Below are 15,549 nucleotides of genomic sequence, written 5' to 3'. Positions count from 1 at the left end.
AGACCTCCTAAGCGAATCCGTAGACGCGGCCGGTGCGCTGCTTCTTGGTCTTGTGCTTCTGCCAGTCCGGCGAGGCAAGGAGTGCCTGCCGGGCCATGTCCGCCAGCTGCATCGCCGCGAAGGCGTCGACCTTGTGCGGCGAGTCGCGGGACGCCTTCGCGAAGCTGACGCCCCACCGGTTGGGTCGCCGGCGCGCGTTGAGCACGTGCCGGGTAAGCGCCGAGTCGCCGCTGTGACGGATCTTCGCCTCGACGATCGACGTCACGAGGCTCTCCGTCGCCAACGTCAGAGATTGCAACCGGCCACGCATGTCCCAGCCGATCGGCGATTTCGCAGAAGCTTTCGCGACGAGTTCTGGACCGTACTCCTCGGCCCACTCGTCGATGTACGGCTCCCACAATGCGACGTCGGCGAAGAACCCGACGACGTTGTACCGGGTGAAGGTGTTGCGGACGACGTCGTCGACCTCGCGCCGGTCGACCTCCCATCCGGCTCCGGCGGGCCCGCCAGGGCGTTCCCAGATGCCGACAGGCTGCACGAGCCGGTCCGAGACGCGCATCGCAACCAGCGCGGTCGCGTCGTCGCTCTTGCCGCCGTCGAAGCCGAGCGTGACGTCGTCGCCGTCTTCCAGCCGATCATGCGAGGCGCACAACCCCCATTCGGCGGGATCGATCAGCTGGTCCTCGGCCACGGTGGGCTGATTGAGCCAATACCGGCGGCTGTCCGCGGGGTCGGACTGCGGATCCCAGATTTCGGCGATGATGCCGTCCAGGTCCATCCACTCTGCCGCCGGGCCGTAGGCGGCGCGGAGCCCGACCAACAGCTCATCGCGGTCGGCCAGGTCGGTTCCGTCAGGCGCCTGCCTGTGGTCGAACAGCAGGCCCGTCTCCCTAACACGGCCTTCGACGATCGCCTTCCAGTAGTCGTGCGTTTTCTCCGCCACCGACTCCAAACCGGGCTGGTACATCGTCGAGGTCTCCAGCCCCCAAGGCTCAGCCTCGCGGCGCTTGCGCAGGTTGCGCCGCACCACCTCGTGCATCCGGCGCAGTTCCGGCAGGACGTACAGGTGCGTCTCGTCGAAGACAGCGAACGTCTCCTTGCCGCCATCCTTCGCCGCACTCGACGCCGTCGAAGGAGTGATCTCGCCCCGCTGATGATGCAGCACGATCCGAGACGACGTCTGAGCCGACCGCCCGATGTCGATGCCCGGAAAAACGTCGCCGTGCTTGTCGACGACGTACTCCAGCATCGTTGACACGTTGTCGTAGGTGTTGCCCGACTGCCCCTCCTCGGTGGCCAGGCAGCGGATGAACGGAGACCGTACCGGACGCCCCACCGGCTCACCCCGCGCGTCCCAGCCAGCGAACCGGACCTCGAACAGCGCCTCGGCACACACCAGCATCCCGGCCAGTTCGCTCTTGGCCCGGCCCTTCGCCCGAGACAAGAACGCCCGGCGGTAGACGCGCCGGCCAGTCTCCGAGTCGAGCCGATAGGAGCGGACGATGAACCCGTAGAACTCGTCATCCAACTCGATCGGCTGACCGATCACATCGCCGGGACCATGGCACAGGTATTCCTCGATCTGCTGCACCACCAGCGGGCCCAGCGACGGGAACTCGCCCTCATACTCGGGGCCCCTCCACGGCATTGTCAGCCCGCGGCTTCGTCCACGATTCGCAGCGAACGGCGCCGCGTGGACACATCCTTCGGCGTCTCCACCGGCGCGGGCTTGCCATCGGACGGCGTCTCAACCTTCAGCTTGAGCCGCATCCGGTCCTCCGGCGTCGCCCCGAACTTCGCCGCACGCAGCCGCAACTCCGCCGCGAACTCCCAGCGCTTCTTCGCCCACATCGTGTGATGCATGAGAGCGGTGTCAAGGAGAAAGTCCCAGTCAGTGTCCGTGAACGTCTGCGCCTGCGGAGAACGCCGCCACGTCTCCCACCACTGAACCGTCCGCGGGTGCCAGGACTCATCCTCCAGAACGCCCTCGGGCAGTTCAGGACCACGCACCTCGCCGTCCGCCTCGACCTTGTTCATCTCCGCGTCCCGCTTCCTGGCATCGCGTGGGCGAGACCGAGTCTCCTTCGGGGCAAAGCCGCGACCTGCCATCACCAGCCCCCTTCACGGAGAGTCAACAAACGAAGATCAACAGTGCCCCAGTGTCACGCGAACCGCGAGAGGCTATGCCGGACCGGGCGCGGACGAAAAATTCGAAGGGGTCATCCCCCACCCCCGTCCCTCTGGCCCCGGCGTGCACCGTCCGACTGGTGATCGAGCAGCACCTGGATGCGGCGAGGTCTCGTGTGCTCGCGGGGGTTCTCGGTTGGTTCGGTCGGTGCTTGTAGAGGAGCCAGTGGAGAGTTGGTGGGTCGGAGCTGCACTCCACGCGATGGGTTCTCTGTGTCAGGTGTGAGCGATCACGAGGTGATGAGTCCACTCATGTTGAGCGTCAGCAGGAAGAGGCCGGTTGCGAGGAGAGCGAGTGGCCATGCTCGTGCGATGGCGGACCAGATGGCAGCGGCGAGGAAGGCGAGGGCTGCGAGGAGGAGGACGATGTCCATGGCTTCTCCTGTCCTGCGGTGATCACCGTGGGTAGGTATAGAGCCCGTGATCTGGGAGCCTTGTGTGACGCTCTGCTACTGGATGAGGCCGGGGTGCGGGTCTGCTTTCCGCTTGCGCGGGAGGCGCTTGGCCTGCGCTGCGCGTCCGCCTTCGCTGCTGCTCTTCACCTTGTGGTGGGGTGAGCAGAGGGAGCGCAGGTTGTTGGGGTGGTCTGAGCCCCCCAGGTGTGCGGGGATGATGTGGTCCACGTCGGTGGCCGGGGTTCCACACACCCCTGCCCCTGCCGGCCACTGGCATTGGTGGTTGTCTCGTTTCAGGATGGTGAGTCTGAGAGACCCCCACCCCTTCGGTTTGGGTGTTGTCCGCCAGGAGGGTGCAGCCATGCGGATACCCCCACCCCTGCATCGGGTTCTCTAGGGCTGTCTAGCGGGTTCGGCGGCGCGTGCTCGGGCTTCGTCCCGCTGCCGGACGACCCACAGGACCGCACACAGCAGGATGATCTCGGACGGCCTCGCACTGAGTAGGGCGTACGGAGGAAGTACCAATCCCAGCACGTGGGTGGCGACGCCCAGTGGGATGAAGATCTTCAGGTCCCTGGCCGCAGTGCTGTCGGCCGGGTCCGCGTAGACGTGCCAGGCGCGGTGGATGGCGTTCACTGCCCACGTCTCTTCCTAGCGGCTTCGGCCAGTGCCTCGATGCGTTCGGCAGGTTCTTCTAGGGACGCTTCCAGGTCGTCGAAGACGTCCGCTGGGACGACCGTTACCTGGTCGGAGGAGCGACGGGCTCGCACCTGCCATGCACGGGCGATGAAGTACATGAGCACGATGCTCAGGCAGACCTGGGTGAGTGCCAGCTTCCACTCTCCAGCGGCGAAAAGGCAGCCTGCCAGCGCTCCGTGAACGATGCCCGTGCCGACGGCCATGATCCTCTCTGCTGCGACTCGGCGCTTGAGGATCATGGTCTGCCGCCACGCGCGGATGGCGCTGATCACGTCTGCTCTCCATCCGAGGCGGCGTGGAGCGCCGTCAGGTGTCTGGCTGCAGCTTCCCGGAGTTCTGGAAGGGTGTTGACGTCGGGTACCGCCTTGTCGGGGTGCAGATCGCCAACGTGGGAGTAGCGGGCCAGTGGTCGCCCGCCATCGAAGTGGTCACGGCAGTGAAGCGAGACGCCGCCGTCTTCGTCACCGTCCAAGTAGAAGCACGGCTGGTCTAGCGGCTCGGTCTCTGCCGGGGTAGCCGTGAGTGGAATGGTGATGGTCAGGCGGTTGCCGCAGCCGTTGCAGGAGATGCTGACGGCCTCGTCTCGGGTGTTCGGGATGTGGCCTTCATCGTCGCGGTACATGGTTTCGCCGCAGGAACAGGAAATGGTCAGTTTCACTGCCTTGCCGTTGCGATCCCCGATGACGAACGGCGTGGGCTGCAGCGTGGCTTGGGCTGCGCGTCCGATTTGTTCGGCGAGTTCGCGACGGTCGAGCCATGGTGGTGGTCCGTCGGGCCATTGGATGATCATCCTGCGGCCGAAGAGAATCGCGGCGATCGCGCCGTACGACATCGCAGGCGCGGGCGTCGGCGCCTCCCGGATGGCTTTCGGGCAGTCCGGGTTCCAGCAGGGCTTGTCGCAGGAGCAGACAGCGGCTTCTCCGTTGTCGCAGACGCTGCAGACCTCGCGTATCTCCTGCTGCTCGTGGAGGAGATCTACGACGTCTACGGTGTCGTCGGTGACGAAGATCGATCGAGCACCGCACTCTTCAGCGAACCGCTTCCATGCGGCGTTAAGGGTTTCGCGGGCGGCGGGGGTGACGTGTTGGAGGCTCTCGTACTCGCACTGGTCAACGATCAGAGCGAACGGCTCCGTCATGTCGTCTCCGACCTGCACGGACGGGAGCGGGAGGATCTGGATGCGCATCAGTCGCTCACCCACTCGGGCTTGAAGCCGTCTCGGTGGCGGTAGCCGGACATGACCGTCTTGATCGTGTCGCAGGGGAAGTCGCCCCAGCCGCAGCAGCCGCAGGACTGCGCTCCGACGTCGCAGGTGACGCATTCGCCGTACTCGCCGTACTTGTGAAGGTCGAGGAGTCCAAGGTCGGCTTCGCAGCGAGCGATCGTGTTTCGAGGGTCGTGGATTGCGATGAGCGTCGCCTCTTCCGAGGCCAAGTCACCCCATTCGGCGTCGCCCCCGAACGCTTCCCCTTGCTCCAGCTGGATGTACCACTCTTCCTGCGCCTGAGCGGCGGTCCATACCTGGCTGTCCACCGCCTTCGCTGTCGCCATGTCCTCCGTGATGACCGAGCGCAGCCATGCGACGCTCTCAGGCTCCGGCCTCTCGCGCTTCTTCGGCTGCGGCGGGATCTGCGGGCCGATGGGTAGCGGGCTCGGGTGGCTGGCTGCGTTCGCCGCTGTGGCCAGATGGCCCTTGGGCTGCTCCAACAGAGCAGCGAGAGAGGACTCCATGCTGATGCGCATCAGGCCCCCTTGACCGGGGCGTACTCGGGTCCCGTCAGGTCTGGGGTCGGCCTGTCGTCCAGGTAGCCGCTCTCGCCAGGAGCTTCCTTGAACTGCGGATCGCGTTCGCCTTCGAGCACCGCGAGCGCCAACTCCAGCCCGTTGTACAGGCCACGCATGTAGCCGGACGCGTTCCAGGTGCCTTGCTGGCCTTGGATGTCTCGGAGGTCGCGGATCTTGTCGGTCAGCTCTGTTAGGTCCATTCGCGGGTCTCCTCATGGTGTGGCGAGAGCCCGGCGCATGAGGACGCCGGGCTCTCTACCTCCGGGAGCTACCTGGAGGATCTGTCTGTGCCGAAGGACGTCACGCGCACCAGCGCGGCAGGTCCAGCTCGGCGATCGTCAGCACCTCTGCGGCGAGCTGACAGGCTTGCGGGTGACCCTCGGCCGTAAGCCGGAGGACGTGGCGTATCAGGTCGTCTTCGAGGCTGTGCGCGGCTTCCGGATCGCCCTGATAGGCGTCCCTGATCCAGTCCAGAACTTGGCGGACGCCTTCTACGTCGTCCACGTGGGCGAGCTTCGCGGACATCGGCTATCGGCCCATGAGCTTCCTGGACAGTTCGGCTCGTTGCGCCTTGATCGCGGCCTTCTGCTTGCCTGTGGCGTTGTTCATCGCCCTGGTGAGCAGGTTGACGGCCTTGGCGTTGTCGCCCGCCTTGATCGCTGCTGTGGCGGCTGTGACGTCGTCCGACGGGGACGGCTTGTCCGGCTCGACGTTCCGCTTCTTGGAGCGGGCGGCGTCCCGGATCGCGCTGTCCATGCGGGCCGAGGTGCCGCCCTTGGCCATGGTGCGGATCTTGTTGTTGGGGCCGGGCGTAGCGCCGTGGTTCTTCTCCCGCATCGCCGCAGCGGTGAGCGGGATCCAGCCGTGCCTCCACTGCTGCGCCACAATGGTGCTCCTATCTCGCGGCCCTGAGGGCGCGGGCGATCCCGTCCTCAAGCTCGACTTTCGGCTTGTAGAAGGTGTGGAGCTTGGCCGGGTCACCAACGCGGTAGGCGACGCCCTGGGGCGCGTCCAAGATGTGCTTCAGCTCCGGCTCGTAGCCCGCTTCCTTGCACACGAGGCGGGCGAGCTCGTTGAAAGAGGTGTCCCGGCCGGTGCACAGGTTGACCGGTCCAGGCACGTCCTGATCGACCATGGCGAGGATCGCAGCCACGATGTCGTCGATGTGGATCCAGTCACGCCGCTGCTCACCGTCGCCCCAGACGACGAACGGGTCAGCCCGGCGCTGGGCGCGAGCGATGAACGCTCCGAAGGGCCAGTCGACTCCCTGATCCTCGCCGTAGCCAGAGAAGGGTCGCACAATGTGCACCTTCAGCCCAGCCTCAATCGCGGCGGCGGCCATGCGCTCGCCGGTCATCTTGGTCCAGCCGTACGAGTCGTAGGGCTCGTGCGCGTTGCCGACTCGCAGGAGGCTCTCGTCGAGGAGTACGCGGGTGCCTTGCTCTTGGAGGAACTTCGGGTAGGCGGCGCTGCTGGACAGGTAGATGACCCTGCGCTGGTTGGTACGGACGGCCCACTCGAACATGGCGCCGTCGAGCGCTAGATCCTTCGCAAGGTTCATCGGTTGGCCGTCGATGGCCGCCCGGTGCGGTGCCGTGGCGGCGGCGTGCACCACCAGGTCGTACTGCTGGATGCCGTCGCGGAAGAGGTCGTGCGCGTCGTCCCCCAACTGGAGGTCGCAGCCTTCGACATACCAGCCACGCCGGGTCAGCGCGATGGCCATGTGGCGGCCAACGAATCCCGCCACTCCGGTGACGAGGGCGCGCATCACCGGCAGCCCCAGATCTGGAAGTCGTAGCCGTACTCGCGCAGGTTGAGAACGGTGTGGATCTCCGGGGTGAAGCCAGCCGCCGTGAGCATCTTCTCGACCTCGGGTGAGTCCCAGCCCCAGTAGTGCTCCACGTTGCCCGTGCTCGTCTCGCCTTCAGGGGTGGACAGCACCAGGTAGCGGGTCTTCGCCCTGATCTCCTTCAGGACGGCGTCGGGGTTGTCGAGGTGCTCCAGCGTCTCGGACAGGATGAACAGGTCCACGTTGCGGATCTTGTGAATGGTGTCCTCGATCGGGCCGGTCCACTGGTAGCCGGGCGCGTAGTCGCCGAGGAGCCGGTCTTCGACGTCCAGTGCGTTCGCGATGGCGGCGTTCCCGCAGGAGAGGTCAGCGACGGTCTGGACACCGCAGGCGGTAAACCAGCGGCAGAACTCGACCGTCACGCCGACGCGGAGGTGGTGGTCGATCCACTGGGTGTGGTCGTGCGGCTGGGCGTAGATCTCAGCCAGCCGCTCGGGCGTGTGCGCGGGGCGCAGGCGGACTCTCACAGCAGCGCCTTCAGCTTCTCGACGTCAGCCTGGAACGCCGGGCCGTGCCGGTACGCCTCGTAGGCGGCGTGGTCGGCGGCGGTCTGGGCCGGCGAGTTGGCCTCGTCGTAGCCAGCGTCCCGGACAGCCTTGCCGACGTCTGGATGCATGTGCTCGATGACGGTGTCAGGTAGGTAGACAAGCCGGTCGATGGCTCGCCCCCAGTCCAGCCAAACCAGGTCCAAGCAGAGGTGCACCATCGAGGGCGGCGCCATATACCCCAGCGCGAGGACGATGTCCGACGTCATCGCTACGGCCGTCGCCATCTTCTCGCCCTGGAGGAGATCGTTACCGTAGGCGATGCCAGTGCCGAGAGGGTCCAGCTCATTGAGCAGGATGGCATCCCAGCCGATGGTGCGCGGCCGGTGGTCGTCGCCCATGAACGCGAGAGCGTGGTGTTGGGGAGCCCGCTCGACGGCGACCTTGTTGAGGGTCCCCGTGAGCCGCAACCGTGGCCCGACGGTCAGCTCGATGCCGGTTAGTGCGCACACCCGCTGGTACTCGGGAAGTGTCGGGTCGTCGTCATCGACGGCGACCAGCAGTTGTGCGTGCCGGTGGGTGGTCTCGGTCCAGGCCACGTGCAGTTCGGCGATGTTGTGTGGGCGTCCACGGCTGGGGACGATCACGAGCAGGTCGGACATCGTGGATCCTCGGGGTGCGCGGGATTTGGGTTATGCGCCGACTCGGACGGGTCCGGAACGGCGTACGACGACCTCGGGGGCGGCGGTGAGCCGCACCCAGGCCGTGTAGGTGCCTGCTGCGAGGGTCAGGGTGCCGCCGGGGCCGATGAGCAGCTTGTAGGCGCCGGAGTCCCAGGTGGCGGCCTTCCAGTCGGCCTCTTGCGGCTCGTTGCAGGATGCGATGACGGCAATCTCGCCCGGGATGCCTGACGATCCGTCCGTCACGGGGATGTGGAGGTATTCCTTGCTGGAGGCTGGGAGGTTGGCCATCTCGCCTCCTACACGTAGGGCTGCCCGACCTCGAAACGCGTGCTGGGTTCCCCAACCGGCCACTTCACGTACGGGGCACCGACGACACCCTCGATGTCCGCGTCCACCGCTTCGGATGAGCCTGCGAAAGCGCCGACGAGGGCAGGCAAGGCGGCGGTCAATACGCCCTGGGTGGACACAAGCTGGCCGCTCAAGGTGGCCGTCAGCACAGGCAACTGGCCGCCGAGCGAACCCGCAGTCCCCGCGCTCGCCGCGAAGACGGCGGAGAAGGCGGGAAACTGGCCTGCCGCAGCTCCGGATACCGCGGCTGCGCCGTCGAAGGTGGCCTGCAGCGGCGGAAGTGCGGCGTTGAAGCCGCCAGCGATCGCGTCGCCTTCGCCGGTGAGGCTGGCGCCCAGGGACGGCAGGGTGGCGGCCAGGTCGCCGGCAGCGGCAGCCCCGGCGGCGAGAACAGCGCCAAGAGCGGGCAGTGTGGCGTTGAGGTCGCCGTCCGCTGTCGCTCCAGCGTCGAGTTGAGCTGTCAGGGCGGGCAGTATCGCGGCGAGCTCGCCGGGACCGGAGTCGGTAACCCCTTCCAGGGATGCCGTCAGAGCTGGCAGTGCCGCGGCCAACTCGCCGGCAGCGCCGACCGTCGCTGCGAGTGCGCCCACGAGCGGCGGGAGGGCGGCATCCAATGCTGCGGTTGCCTGAGCGGCGCCTTCCAGCGTTGCGGTGAGCGCCGGGAGGCTCCCAGTTGTTGCCCCCTCAGTAGCGGCAGTCGCGCTGATAGCGGCTGTGAGGGCGGGAAGGGCAGACGCGAGGTCTCCATCGATGCCGACCGTTCCGGACGCCTCTGCCGTGAGAGAAGGCAGGGTCGCGGCGAGGTCGCCTACAGCAGAGGCGGCACCTTCGACCGTCCCGGCCAAAGACGGCAGAGTGCCGGCGGTCTCGCCCTCGACGGAGATGCCGGCGGCGGCCGAACCTGCGAGCGTTGGGAGATTCGCTGCGACCGTACCGGACACCGTGACGGTACCGGCGGTGGTCGATCCCAGAGACGGCAGCGACGCAGCAACAGCGCCTGAGACATCTCCGCTGGCCGCAGGAGGCAGCACTAGTGCTGGAGGTGTAGATACCCACGGGATCGGGACGCCGTCGTCCTCGACGGCGCCCGCGCCGCCGGAAAGCGTCCGACTGTTGCCGCTGTAGTCGGCGGTGTCGGGTTTGACGAGGGGCCACCATCCGACCAAGTCGGTGGTGCGGCGGGGCAGGTAGCAGGAGCCTTCCTGCTCCAGGGCTTCAAGGGGGACGTTTCCGGTCCACAGTTTGGCGTTGCAGACGCTGCCGTTGAGCCACTCTCCGGTCCAGGGCGATTCGCCGAGCCGGAAGGTGTTGGCGATGAGGTTGGCGCCGGCGCCGCCGGTCCAGGTGGCGGCGGTGTAGGTGGTGGAGTTGGCTGCGCGGTAGCGCCATTCTCCGGCGGTGCCGTTGCGGATGAGGACGATGTGGTACCAGGTGTCAGCGGTGAGGGTCTGTTGCGCGGCGCCGACCTCGACAGCCTGGTCGTAGACCCGCATGTTGTTTCCTGCGGGCGCCTGGATGCACAGGACGGACCCGGTGCCGTTGTCCAGTGAGAACAAGGTCGTCCAGGTGCCTCTGTTGACCCGGATGTTGGCCCAGAAGCTGAGGCTGAACTGGGTGATCGTGCCCAAACTGACTGTGGCGACGTAGTCTTCGCCGTCGGCGTCGAACCGGACCGACACGTGGGCCTCCTACGTGTCGGAGTAGGAGATCCCGACCCCTACGAGGATCGCGTCGCCCGTCATGGTGTCGCTGCCGTCGCTGGGGAGGCGGCTGAGTCGGAGGATGACCCAGTCGTTTGGGGCGAGGCTGTCGAGGTTGGACACGGTCACGTCGATCGAGTGGAGTCGCTGGCCGGTCGTACCGAGGTGGGTGTCGCTGGCCGTGTTGGCGGTCGCGAACGCCTTGGTCTCGATGTCCTGCGTGTCGGTGTTGGGAGTGATCGCCGCGAGCGCGGTTTCCCAGGTCACGCCGCCTGAGGTGGCGGTGTCCGCGTACCACTCGACCGTGACCGTCAGGTTGTTCGAACCGTACGACATGGGCGAGAACCGAAAGTAACAGCGCTCTGTCGTAGTGGCGTCGAACGCCAGCCCGGTGACCGGGAAGTTCGTGCCAGCCGTGTTCTTGTACTGCGGAAACGCCACCGAGGATTGGAATAGGGCGATCTCCGGGAGGAGGTACTGGCGGACTGTCGCCATCAGTCCTCCTCAGCCTTGAGGCGGTTGGCACGGCGCATGGCGACGAAGCAGAACAGCAACGTCTTCTGAGCCAGGGAGGCATTCGTCCGGAACGCGGCGGGGAGCGCCTGGTTGAACTCGACTTGCTTGTCTTCGATCCACTGGTCGGTGGCGTCCAGCGCGGCGCGGAGCTGGGCTTTCGTGAACCCACAGTTTTCGAGATTGGTTCGCATCCACTGCGCGAACGTTCGAACGCGGTTGGTCTCGTCGAGGAGAGCCATGTCACGAGCCCGGCATCGTGAGGGTGCCTGAGGTAATTTCCACGTTTACCCCGACCGAGATCGTGACCGTGTTCAGAGTGAGGTCGCCGCCACCGCCAGTGGCCGTCACGGTCCCGTCGATGACCCCCAGCCCAGTACCGGCTGCTTCGGTCGAGTCGACGATGCGGAAGTATCCCGCTGTACCTGCGGCTATGCCGGTGTCGGTCAACGCAGGAGTGACGTCCAAGGTGGCCACGCCGGTCGAGGCCGCGCCGAACGCCGGGTCAGAAAGGGTGAACTCGGCCAGCAGCGTGCCCGAAGGGGACGTGGCCGGAGTGGCAGGGATGGTGCCGGAGTAGATGCGGAGCACGCCAGCGCCGGAGCCGCCGCTGATGACGGCGACGACGGCGTCACAGGCGGCGTTACGGGCCGCAGTGTTGATGCGGATGGCCATCGGTCTATCTCCCGGAGGCTCAGGTGATGTGCAGGGGGTAGGGGCCGAGGACGGGAACCTCCGGGGAGGAGGTGATCTTGACCCAGATGCCGTACTGGGCGCCCTTCGTCAGCGCGCCGATGTCAGAGCCCGTACCGATGAGGACCGAGGCGGAGGTGCCGATCCACGCGGCCGTCTCCCAGTCGCCGCTCTCCGGGTCCTGGCCCTCGGGCCTGACGGCCATGACCACAACCAGCGAGGTCAGGTTGGGTGGGCCGGAAATCGGGACCTTGACGTACTCGACCGACAGGTGGGAGATCGTGAGCACGTCGCCTCCCGGTCAGGTAGTGGGCGTGCCAGCCGTCCAGCCGCGAGTTGGTTCCGAAGCGGACCAGGATCGGGACAGGTCGGTCGAATCCCAGGCAGCGGCGGCTTCAGTCGCCGACCAGCCGGATGCGGCGCCTGTGGCGTCCCAGCCCCGGACGGGTCCGTTCGAGGTGGGGGTGATGTCGTTCGTCGGTATCTCGACCACGCCAGTCAGGGCGCCAGCGAGGGCGGGGAGACCGATGGGCAGAGAGCCGGCGGCGGCAACCTGCCCTGCGACGCTGGCGGTCAGCGCGGGCAGGACGGCAGTGAGAGAGCTCGTCTCGACGTCGCCCACGACACTGGCGGTGAGCGCTGGGAGGACGCCTTGCAGGGCGCCGTCGACGTCGGCGGTGCCGCCCAGCGAGGCCGTGAGCGCTGGGAGCGTGCCTGCGACCGCGCCAACTGCCTCTACAGTCCCTGCCGCCGTCGAAGACAGGGCGGGAAGGGCGGCTGTGAGGCTGCCCTGGACGAGGGTCGAGCCGGGCAAGATGGCGGCCGGCGAGCCTGGGCTCCACGGGATCGGCGGACCATCGTCCGTGGCCGCGCCCGTGCCGCCGGACAGTGTGTTGGCGTTGCCGCTGAGGTCCGTCGTGCTCGGAACCAGGAACGGGTACCAGGCGCGCAGCAGGTTCGTGCGTTTCGGGAGGTAGGTCGCGGCTTCCTGCTGGAGTTCCTCGACCGACAGCGGCGCCTGCCACACTTTGACGGCGGCGATGGTGCCGTTGTACCAGTCGGTGCCGTTGGAGTTGCCGATGCGCAGCGTTGTCGCGTTGAAGGTGACGTTGTTCTGGCTGAGGTCGCCCACGACCCAGGTGCTGCTGGAGGCGGCTCGGGCGGCATAGCGCACGCGGCCCGGGTTGGCGGTCCCGGACATGCCCACGTACGTCCAGACGCCGACGTCAAGATCCTGGCCCATGATCCCGAACCAGGAGCCGCCGTCGGTCTGGTACGTGAGGGTGATCCCGTCCCAGGCATTGAGCCGGAACATGCCGGTGCCAGAGCCGTTATCGATCTGCCACGCGACCGTGGTAGTTGCCCGGTCTACGGCAAGCTTAAACCAGCAGGAGACCGCCCAGTCCGCCACTCCGCCCAGGCTCAGCGTCCTGGTGTAGTGCTCGCCGGAGGCGTCGAAGCGGACGGCCATCGATGCCCCCTAGCGCAGTGACGGCCCGGCTTCTGTTCCCGCGGACACCCCTTCCCAGAAGCCGGGCCGACGAGGAGGGGGCTCCGCAGCCCATGGGGGCGCGCTACGGAGCCCTAGGCACGCCCTCGGGGAGGAGGCGCGCAGTCAGGGGCTAGGCGGCGGCACGGGTGCGGTTGACCCTGCGTCCGGCCTTCTTGTGGGTGGCGTGCTCGACGGCGGCGACGTCTTCGACCTTGAAGAGGTTTCGGCCGTTGTCGACCTTCTCCACGCGAAGCTTCTTCCGGTGGACCCAGACGCGGATCGCTCCAGGGGTGACGCCTGCGAGTTCGGCGGCCTGGTCGCTGTCGATGAGCCCGTCATAGCGGGTGACCAGCACGGGGATCACCCCCCAGAAATGACGAAAGCCCTCGACCCGGTGGGGTTCGAGGGCATACGTATACTCGCGACACTCACGTTACACAGCGTTGAATGGGTTCACAAGCTGGGCGTGGGTGGATTGTGTCACGTGTCGCCGACAGTTTCGGCCATCAATAGCACCGTTCGGGCTTGGACGATCGCGGTGAGTGAGCACCGAGGAAGCGATCAGATCATCCATGGCTGGTCTTTCGCGAGATCTCGTGTTCCTTCCGATCGCGACGCAGCTCAACCGCCACGCCTGCGGCGATGATGACGACTGCGGCGAACGCCAGCCCCGCTACAGGTGACAGCAGAGCAAGCCAGAGAGGGGCGCCGTCTCCACCCCACTCGCCTGTCGTCAGACGAAGAAAGAGCTGCTGCCCTGCGATGAGCAGGGCCGTGAAGTAGGCGAATTCGATCCCGATCTGCTTCCAGCTGGGCAGATCGTTGTCGTGATCTGCTGTCATCTCACGACTCCTTGAGTCCGAAGAATTCGGCGACGGGCATGTCTCGGTGCTCTCTCCGCACCTTGATGGGCAGCTCGTCGGGGATGACGTAGTCGCCATCGCTGTAGGGCATCACTGTGGATGGCGCTGGAGGGGAGGGGTTCACAGTGCTTCTCATTGTTCCGTTTCAGCAGGCTTGGCGCGCGAGTTCTTCCTCATACGTGAGGCGCTGGAGCAACCGCCACTGAGCGCCCGTGTAAGTTTCGCCGCAGCGTCCGCAGTACGCCTCATCCTGCATACCCTCCACGTTCTCCTCGCGGTAGATGGCGACGTGACCGCAGGCGTGGCACGGCACCGGCAGCAGGTCGCGTCGGCGGGTCAGGCCAAGCACCGATCGGCACCTGGCATGCAACCGCAGCAGCTCCATCCCAGCGTCACCGCCGTCCAGGTCCTGGTTGACGACCGCGTAGCCTGCGGACGGGTGAACGAAGCCGGTGACATGACCTGCGAGCTGCGCGGCTTCATGGATGGGTAGGTAGCGGGCGACAGGCCAGGGATCGAGCGCGAGGAGCGCGTCCACCCTGGCGGCCAAGCCGCGGCAGGCATCCGACAGCGCCCGCCCGTGACGCTTCGGCCCCTGTTCGGCGAGTTGGGCGACCGCGGAGACGATCTCATGCCATGAGCAGACGACGTGCACCATGTCGCGCATGAGCGCCTCAACATCAGCGCGGAGAGGAAGCGGAGGGTTCTTCGATCCGGACACCTTCGGGCCGACGCCGCCGGCGGGCGGCAGGGCCTGGTAGAGGGCGACGTACTGGTGAGGAAGGTCTGTGATCGCCTTGATGAGGCCTGTCCGGTCGCGCTCGCAGAAGGTCCGGTAGGTCCAGGCTGGCTGTTGGATTCGTTCACCGCAGGCGATGACGACCTGACGATCCGTGCAGTGTGTGTCTCTTGCGCAGGGCTTCATCTCGTTGGACACGTGGCAGCCTCCCCGTGGGCGTACGCTGGTGTACGTCTGGGTCCGGGGGACTCACGGGTTGAGTGGAGCGGGGCGGTCTTCTGGCGGAGGCCGCCCTTCCCTTTTGGGGCTAGCGTAGTGCCGCGTTTGCGCTGGTCGTATTCTCCGTGCGTGGAGTTGACGCACGTACGGCTGGACGAATGGCCTCACGATGGAGGGCCTGGCGGCTGGGTGGTACCGATCGATGACCGGTTGTCGCACTGGACGGTCACCGCGGTGCACGCCGTCTACGAGGCTCCCGACGGCATCCAGCGCGGCCAGGATCCGTGGGGCAACCCGGTCCCGTCCGACATGCTGCGCGCCTACCTGGTGGATTTGGACGGCGGCTCCGACGTGATGCGGCTGCCGAGCATGGAGCGGGTGCTGCTGCACCGGATCCCGAGAAAGCCGCACTGGTGGATCAAGAGCGTGGATGGCGCCTACCTGGAGGCGATCGGCAAGTACCGGATCTCCTAGCTGTCTCGCCAGTCGCCTTCACCTGGCACGTACATGCGGTAGATCTCGAAGTCGGGGTTGGAGTGGATCAGGTCGGCCAGTTCCTGCTGCTTGCCGGGCGGGACGCAGATGTTGAAGGTCCACAGCTTGGGTTCGGCGTTCTGGCTTTCGTCCGTCATGTCGTCTCCTCCAGCAGGTTGGTTTGGCCTTCGCAGTCTCCTCCTGGCCGTACCCGGGACAGGCGTAGACGGCGGCGGCGGGTGATGCCGAGACGCTCCCGGCAGTCGGGTCCGATCCCGTAGGCGAGGGAGACAGGGTCGGCCAGTTTGTGGCGGCAGCAGCGGCATCGGGCAGTTGTGGGCGTCTCCCCCACAACTGCAGGGTCGAGGTCGAGGAGAGTCACCAGAGCCTCTTGACGTAGGTGCCTTCTCCGTTGACGGGCCAGT

General features: G+C 66.6%; 26 protein-coding genes. 1 reads left to right on the top strand and 25 read right to left on the bottom strand.

Going from position 1 to position 15,549, the window contains the following annotated elements:
- Window positions 1–7: 7 nt before the first annotated feature.
- The 23 genes from ACFWYW_RS55585 to ACFWYW_RS55475 all read right to left on the bottom strand — a co-directional run bounded on the left by ACFWYW_RS55585 (window position 8) and on the right by ACFWYW_RS55475 (window position 14,629).
- Window positions 8–1,594 carry a terminase gene (locus ACFWYW_RS55585; RefSeq protein ID WP_379625748.1) on the bottom strand — a complete coding sequence of 529 codons (1,587 nt, stop codon included), beginning with the start codon at window positions 1,592–1,594 and terminating at the stop codon, window positions 8–10.
- Between the two features lie 56 nt (window positions 1,595–1,650).
- Complete coding sequence (locus ACFWYW_RS55580; protein ID WP_379625750.1) at window positions 1,651–2,037, bottom strand: hypothetical protein; 387 nt, start codon at window positions 2,035–2,037, stop codon at window positions 1,651–1,653.
- A 380-nt stretch (window positions 2,038–2,417) separates the two neighbouring features.
- Window positions 2,418–2,561 (bottom strand): hypothetical protein, encoded by a 144-nt coding sequence (locus ACFWYW_RS55575; RefSeq protein ID WP_379625752.1) that lies wholly within the window; start codon window positions 2,559–2,561, stop codon window positions 2,418–2,420.
- 75 nt (window positions 2,562–2,636) lie between these two features.
- Window positions 2,637–2,945, bottom strand: coding sequence for an HNH endonuclease (locus ACFWYW_RS55570; protein ID WP_379625754.1), 309 nt, complete (start codon window positions 2,943–2,945; stop codon window positions 2,637–2,639).
- Window positions 2,946–3,214: 269 nt separating this feature from the next.
- Complete coding sequence (locus ACFWYW_RS55565; RefSeq protein ID WP_379625756.1) at window positions 3,215–3,553, bottom strand: hypothetical protein; 339 nt, start codon at window positions 3,551–3,553, stop codon at window positions 3,215–3,217.
- The gene (locus tag ACFWYW_RS55560) at window positions 3,550–4,467 is read right to left on the bottom strand and encodes a hypothetical protein (RefSeq protein ID WP_379625758.1); all 918 of its coding nucleotides are present in this window, start codon (window positions 4,465–4,467) and stop codon (window positions 3,550–3,552) included. Before ACFWYW_RS55560 ends, ACFWYW_RS55565 begins: the two co-directional genes overlap by 4 nt.
- Window positions 4,467–5,024, bottom strand: a complete 558-nt coding sequence (locus ACFWYW_RS55555) for a DUF6221 family protein (RefSeq protein ID WP_379625760.1) — start codon at window positions 5,022–5,024, stop codon at window positions 4,467–4,469. The genes ACFWYW_RS55560 and ACFWYW_RS55555 overlap by 1 nt, the downstream gene beginning before the upstream one ends.
- On the bottom strand, window positions 5,024–5,266 hold the full coding sequence (locus tag ACFWYW_RS55550; protein WP_379625762.1) for a hypothetical protein: 243 nt from the start codon (window positions 5,264–5,266) through the stop codon (window positions 5,024–5,026). The genes ACFWYW_RS55555 and ACFWYW_RS55550 overlap by 1 nt, the downstream gene beginning before the upstream one ends.
- Before the next feature lie 100 nt (window positions 5,267–5,366).
- Window positions 5,367–5,570 carry a hypothetical protein gene (locus ACFWYW_RS55545; protein ID WP_379625764.1) on the bottom strand — a complete coding sequence of 68 codons (204 nt, stop codon included), beginning with the start codon at window positions 5,568–5,570 and terminating at the stop codon, window positions 5,367–5,369.
- Window positions 5,571–5,594: 24 nt separating this feature from the next.
- Window positions 5,595–5,951 (bottom strand): hypothetical protein, encoded by a 357-nt coding sequence (locus ACFWYW_RS55540; protein ID WP_379625766.1) that lies wholly within the window; start codon window positions 5,949–5,951, stop codon window positions 5,595–5,597.
- 10 nt (window positions 5,952–5,961) lie between these two features.
- The gene (locus tag ACFWYW_RS55535; RefSeq protein ID WP_379625768.1) at window positions 5,962–6,834 is read right to left on the bottom strand and encodes an NAD-dependent epimerase/dehydratase family protein; all 873 of its coding nucleotides are present in this window, start codon (window positions 6,832–6,834) and stop codon (window positions 5,962–5,964) included.
- A complete protein-coding gene (locus ACFWYW_RS55530) occupies window positions 6,834–7,382 on the bottom strand; it encodes a hypothetical protein (RefSeq protein WP_379625770.1) in 549 nt (182 codons plus the stop codon). The genes ACFWYW_RS55535 and ACFWYW_RS55530 overlap by 1 nt, the downstream gene beginning before the upstream one ends.
- Window positions 7,379–8,062, bottom strand: coding sequence for a hypothetical protein (locus ACFWYW_RS55525; protein ID WP_379625772.1), 684 nt, complete (start codon window positions 8,060–8,062; stop codon window positions 7,379–7,381). The genes ACFWYW_RS55530 and ACFWYW_RS55525 overlap by 4 nt, the downstream gene beginning before the upstream one ends.
- 30 nt (window positions 8,063–8,092) lie before the next feature.
- Complete coding sequence (locus ACFWYW_RS55520) at window positions 8,093–8,371, bottom strand: hypothetical protein (protein ID WP_379625774.1); 279 nt, start codon at window positions 8,369–8,371, stop codon at window positions 8,093–8,095.
- A gap of 8 nt (window positions 8,372–8,379) precedes the next feature.
- Window positions 8,380–10,110 carry a LamG-like jellyroll fold domain-containing protein gene (locus ACFWYW_RS55515; protein ID WP_379625776.1) on the bottom strand — a complete coding sequence of 577 codons (1,731 nt, stop codon included), beginning with the start codon at window positions 10,108–10,110 and terminating at the stop codon, window positions 8,380–8,382.
- A gap of 9 nt (window positions 10,111–10,119) precedes the next feature.
- On the bottom strand, window positions 10,120–10,626 hold the full coding sequence (locus ACFWYW_RS55510) for a hypothetical protein (protein ID WP_379625778.1): 507 nt from the start codon (window positions 10,624–10,626) through the stop codon (window positions 10,120–10,122).
- Entirely contained in the window at window positions 10,626–10,886 is a 261-nt protein-coding gene (locus ACFWYW_RS55505) for a hypothetical protein (RefSeq protein WP_379625780.1), read from the bottom strand. Before ACFWYW_RS55505 ends, ACFWYW_RS55510 begins: the two co-directional genes overlap by 1 nt.
- A gap of 1 nt (window position 10,887) precedes the next feature.
- Window positions 10,888–11,319 carry a hypothetical protein gene (locus ACFWYW_RS55500; RefSeq protein WP_379625782.1) on the bottom strand — a complete coding sequence of 144 codons (432 nt, stop codon included), beginning with the start codon at window positions 11,317–11,319 and terminating at the stop codon, window positions 10,888–10,890.
- 19 nt (window positions 11,320–11,338) lie between these two features.
- The gene (locus ACFWYW_RS55495) at window positions 11,339–11,626 is read right to left on the bottom strand and encodes a hypothetical protein (protein ID WP_379625784.1); all 288 of its coding nucleotides are present in this window, start codon (window positions 11,624–11,626) and stop codon (window positions 11,339–11,341) included.
- Between the two features lie 12 nt (window positions 11,627–11,638).
- Window positions 11,639–12,808, bottom strand: a complete 1,170-nt coding sequence (locus ACFWYW_RS55490) for a LamG-like jellyroll fold domain-containing protein (protein WP_379625786.1) — start codon at window positions 12,806–12,808, stop codon at window positions 11,639–11,641.
- A gap of 151 nt (window positions 12,809–12,959) precedes the next feature.
- A complete protein-coding gene (locus ACFWYW_RS55485) occupies window positions 12,960–13,193 on the bottom strand; it encodes a MerR family transcriptional regulator (protein ID WP_379625788.1) in 234 nt (77 codons plus the stop codon).
- A 202-nt stretch (window positions 13,194–13,395) separates the two neighbouring features.
- Entirely contained in the window at window positions 13,396–13,671 is a 276-nt protein-coding gene (locus ACFWYW_RS55480) for a hypothetical protein (RefSeq protein ID WP_379625790.1), read from the bottom strand.
- A gap of 166 nt (window positions 13,672–13,837) precedes the next feature.
- Entirely contained in the window at window positions 13,838–14,629 is a 792-nt protein-coding gene (locus ACFWYW_RS55475) for a hypothetical protein (protein WP_379625792.1), read from the bottom strand.
- Window positions 14,630–14,779: 150 nt separating this feature from the next.
- Between ACFWYW_RS55475 and ACFWYW_RS55470 the strand changes: the two genes are divergently transcribed.
- Window positions 14,780–15,124 carry a hypothetical protein gene (locus ACFWYW_RS55470; protein WP_379625794.1) on the top strand — a complete coding sequence of 115 codons (345 nt, stop codon included), beginning with the start codon at window positions 14,780–14,782 and terminating at the stop codon, window positions 15,122–15,124.
- Here the strand turns inward: ACFWYW_RS55470 and ACFWYW_RS55465 are convergent.
- Both ACFWYW_RS55465 and ACFWYW_RS55460 read right to left on the bottom strand, forming a co-directional pair.
- Window positions 15,121–15,282 (bottom strand): hypothetical protein, encoded by a 162-nt coding sequence (locus ACFWYW_RS55465; RefSeq protein WP_379625796.1) that lies wholly within the window; start codon window positions 15,280–15,282, stop codon window positions 15,121–15,123. The genes ACFWYW_RS55470 and ACFWYW_RS55465 overlap by 4 nt on opposite strands.
- Window positions 15,279–15,476: a DUF6011 domain-containing protein gene (locus tag ACFWYW_RS55460; protein ID WP_379641398.1), complete on the bottom strand. Its 198-nt coding sequence runs from the start codon at window positions 15,474–15,476 to the stop codon at window positions 15,279–15,281. Before ACFWYW_RS55460 ends, ACFWYW_RS55465 begins: the two co-directional genes overlap by 4 nt.
- Between the last annotated feature and the right edge of the window lie 73 nt (window positions 15,477–15,549).

It is taken from the genome of Nonomuraea sp. NPDC059023 (genome assembly GCF_042740095.1).
GTDB lineage: Bacteria > Actinomycetota > Actinomycetes > Streptosporangiales > Streptosporangiaceae > Nonomuraea.
Note: the sequence above shows the minus strand (reverse complement) of the source record. Positions and strands in the feature narration are given on the sequence as shown.

What these genes read in the sequence shown, in the direction of transcription:
- ACFWYW_RS55520 (WP_379625774.1), bottom strand. Translation starts at nt 8,371, where the DNA reads ATGGCCAACCTCCCAGCCTCCAGCAAGGAATACCTCCACATCCCCGTG.
- ACFWYW_RS55525 (WP_379625772.1), bottom strand. Translation starts at nt 8,062, where the DNA reads ATGTCCGACCTGCTCGTGATCGTCCCCAGCCGTGGACGCCCACACAAC.
- ACFWYW_RS55505 (WP_379625780.1), bottom strand. Translation starts at nt 10,886, where the DNA reads ATGGCTCTCCTCGACGAGACCAACCGCGTTCGAACGTTCGCGCAGTGG.
- ACFWYW_RS55580 (WP_379625750.1), bottom strand. Translation starts at nt 2,037, where the DNA reads ATGAACAAGGTCGAGGCGGACGGCGAGGTGCGTGGTCCTGAACTGCCC.
- ACFWYW_RS55535 (WP_379625768.1), bottom strand. Translation starts at nt 6,834, where the DNA reads ATGCGCGCCCTCGTCACCGGAGTGGCGGGATTCGTTGGCCGCCACATG.
- ACFWYW_RS55575 (WP_379625752.1), bottom strand. Translation starts at nt 2,561, where the DNA reads ATGGACATCGTCCTCCTCCTCGCAGCCCTCGCCTTCCTCGCCGCTGCC.
- ACFWYW_RS55500 (WP_379625782.1), bottom strand. Translation starts at nt 11,319, where the DNA reads ATGGCCATCCGCATCAACACTGCGGCCCGTAACGCCGCCTGTGACGCC.
- ACFWYW_RS55560 (WP_379625758.1), bottom strand. Translation starts at nt 4,467, where the DNA reads ATGCGCATCCAGATCCTCCCGCTCCCGTCCGTGCAGGTCGGAGACGAC.
- ACFWYW_RS55555 (WP_379625760.1), bottom strand. Translation starts at nt 5,024, where the DNA reads ATGCGCATCAGCATGGAGTCCTCTCTCGCTGCTCTGTTGGAGCAGCCC.
- ACFWYW_RS55550 (WP_379625762.1), bottom strand. Translation starts at nt 5,266, where the DNA reads ATGGACCTAACAGAGCTGACCGACAAGATCCGCGACCTCCGAGACATC.
- ACFWYW_RS55490 (WP_379625786.1), bottom strand. Translation starts at nt 12,808, where the DNA reads ATGGCCGTCCGCTTCGACGCCTCCGGCGAGCACTACACCAGGACGCTG.
- ACFWYW_RS55510 (WP_379625778.1), bottom strand. Translation starts at nt 10,626, where the DNA reads ATGGCGACAGTCCGCCAGTACCTCCTCCCGGAGATCGCCCTATTCCAA.
- ACFWYW_RS55570 (WP_379625754.1), bottom strand. Translation starts at nt 2,945, where the DNA reads ATGGCTGCACCCTCCTGGCGGACAACACCCAAACCGAAGGGGTGGGGG.
- ACFWYW_RS55465 (WP_379625796.1), bottom strand. Translation starts at nt 15,282, where the DNA reads ATGACGGACGAAAGCCAGAACGCCGAACCCAAGCTGTGGACCTTCAAC.
- ACFWYW_RS55480 (WP_379625790.1), bottom strand. Translation starts at nt 13,671, where the DNA reads ATGACAGCAGATCACGACAACGATCTGCCCAGCTGGAAGCAGATCGGG.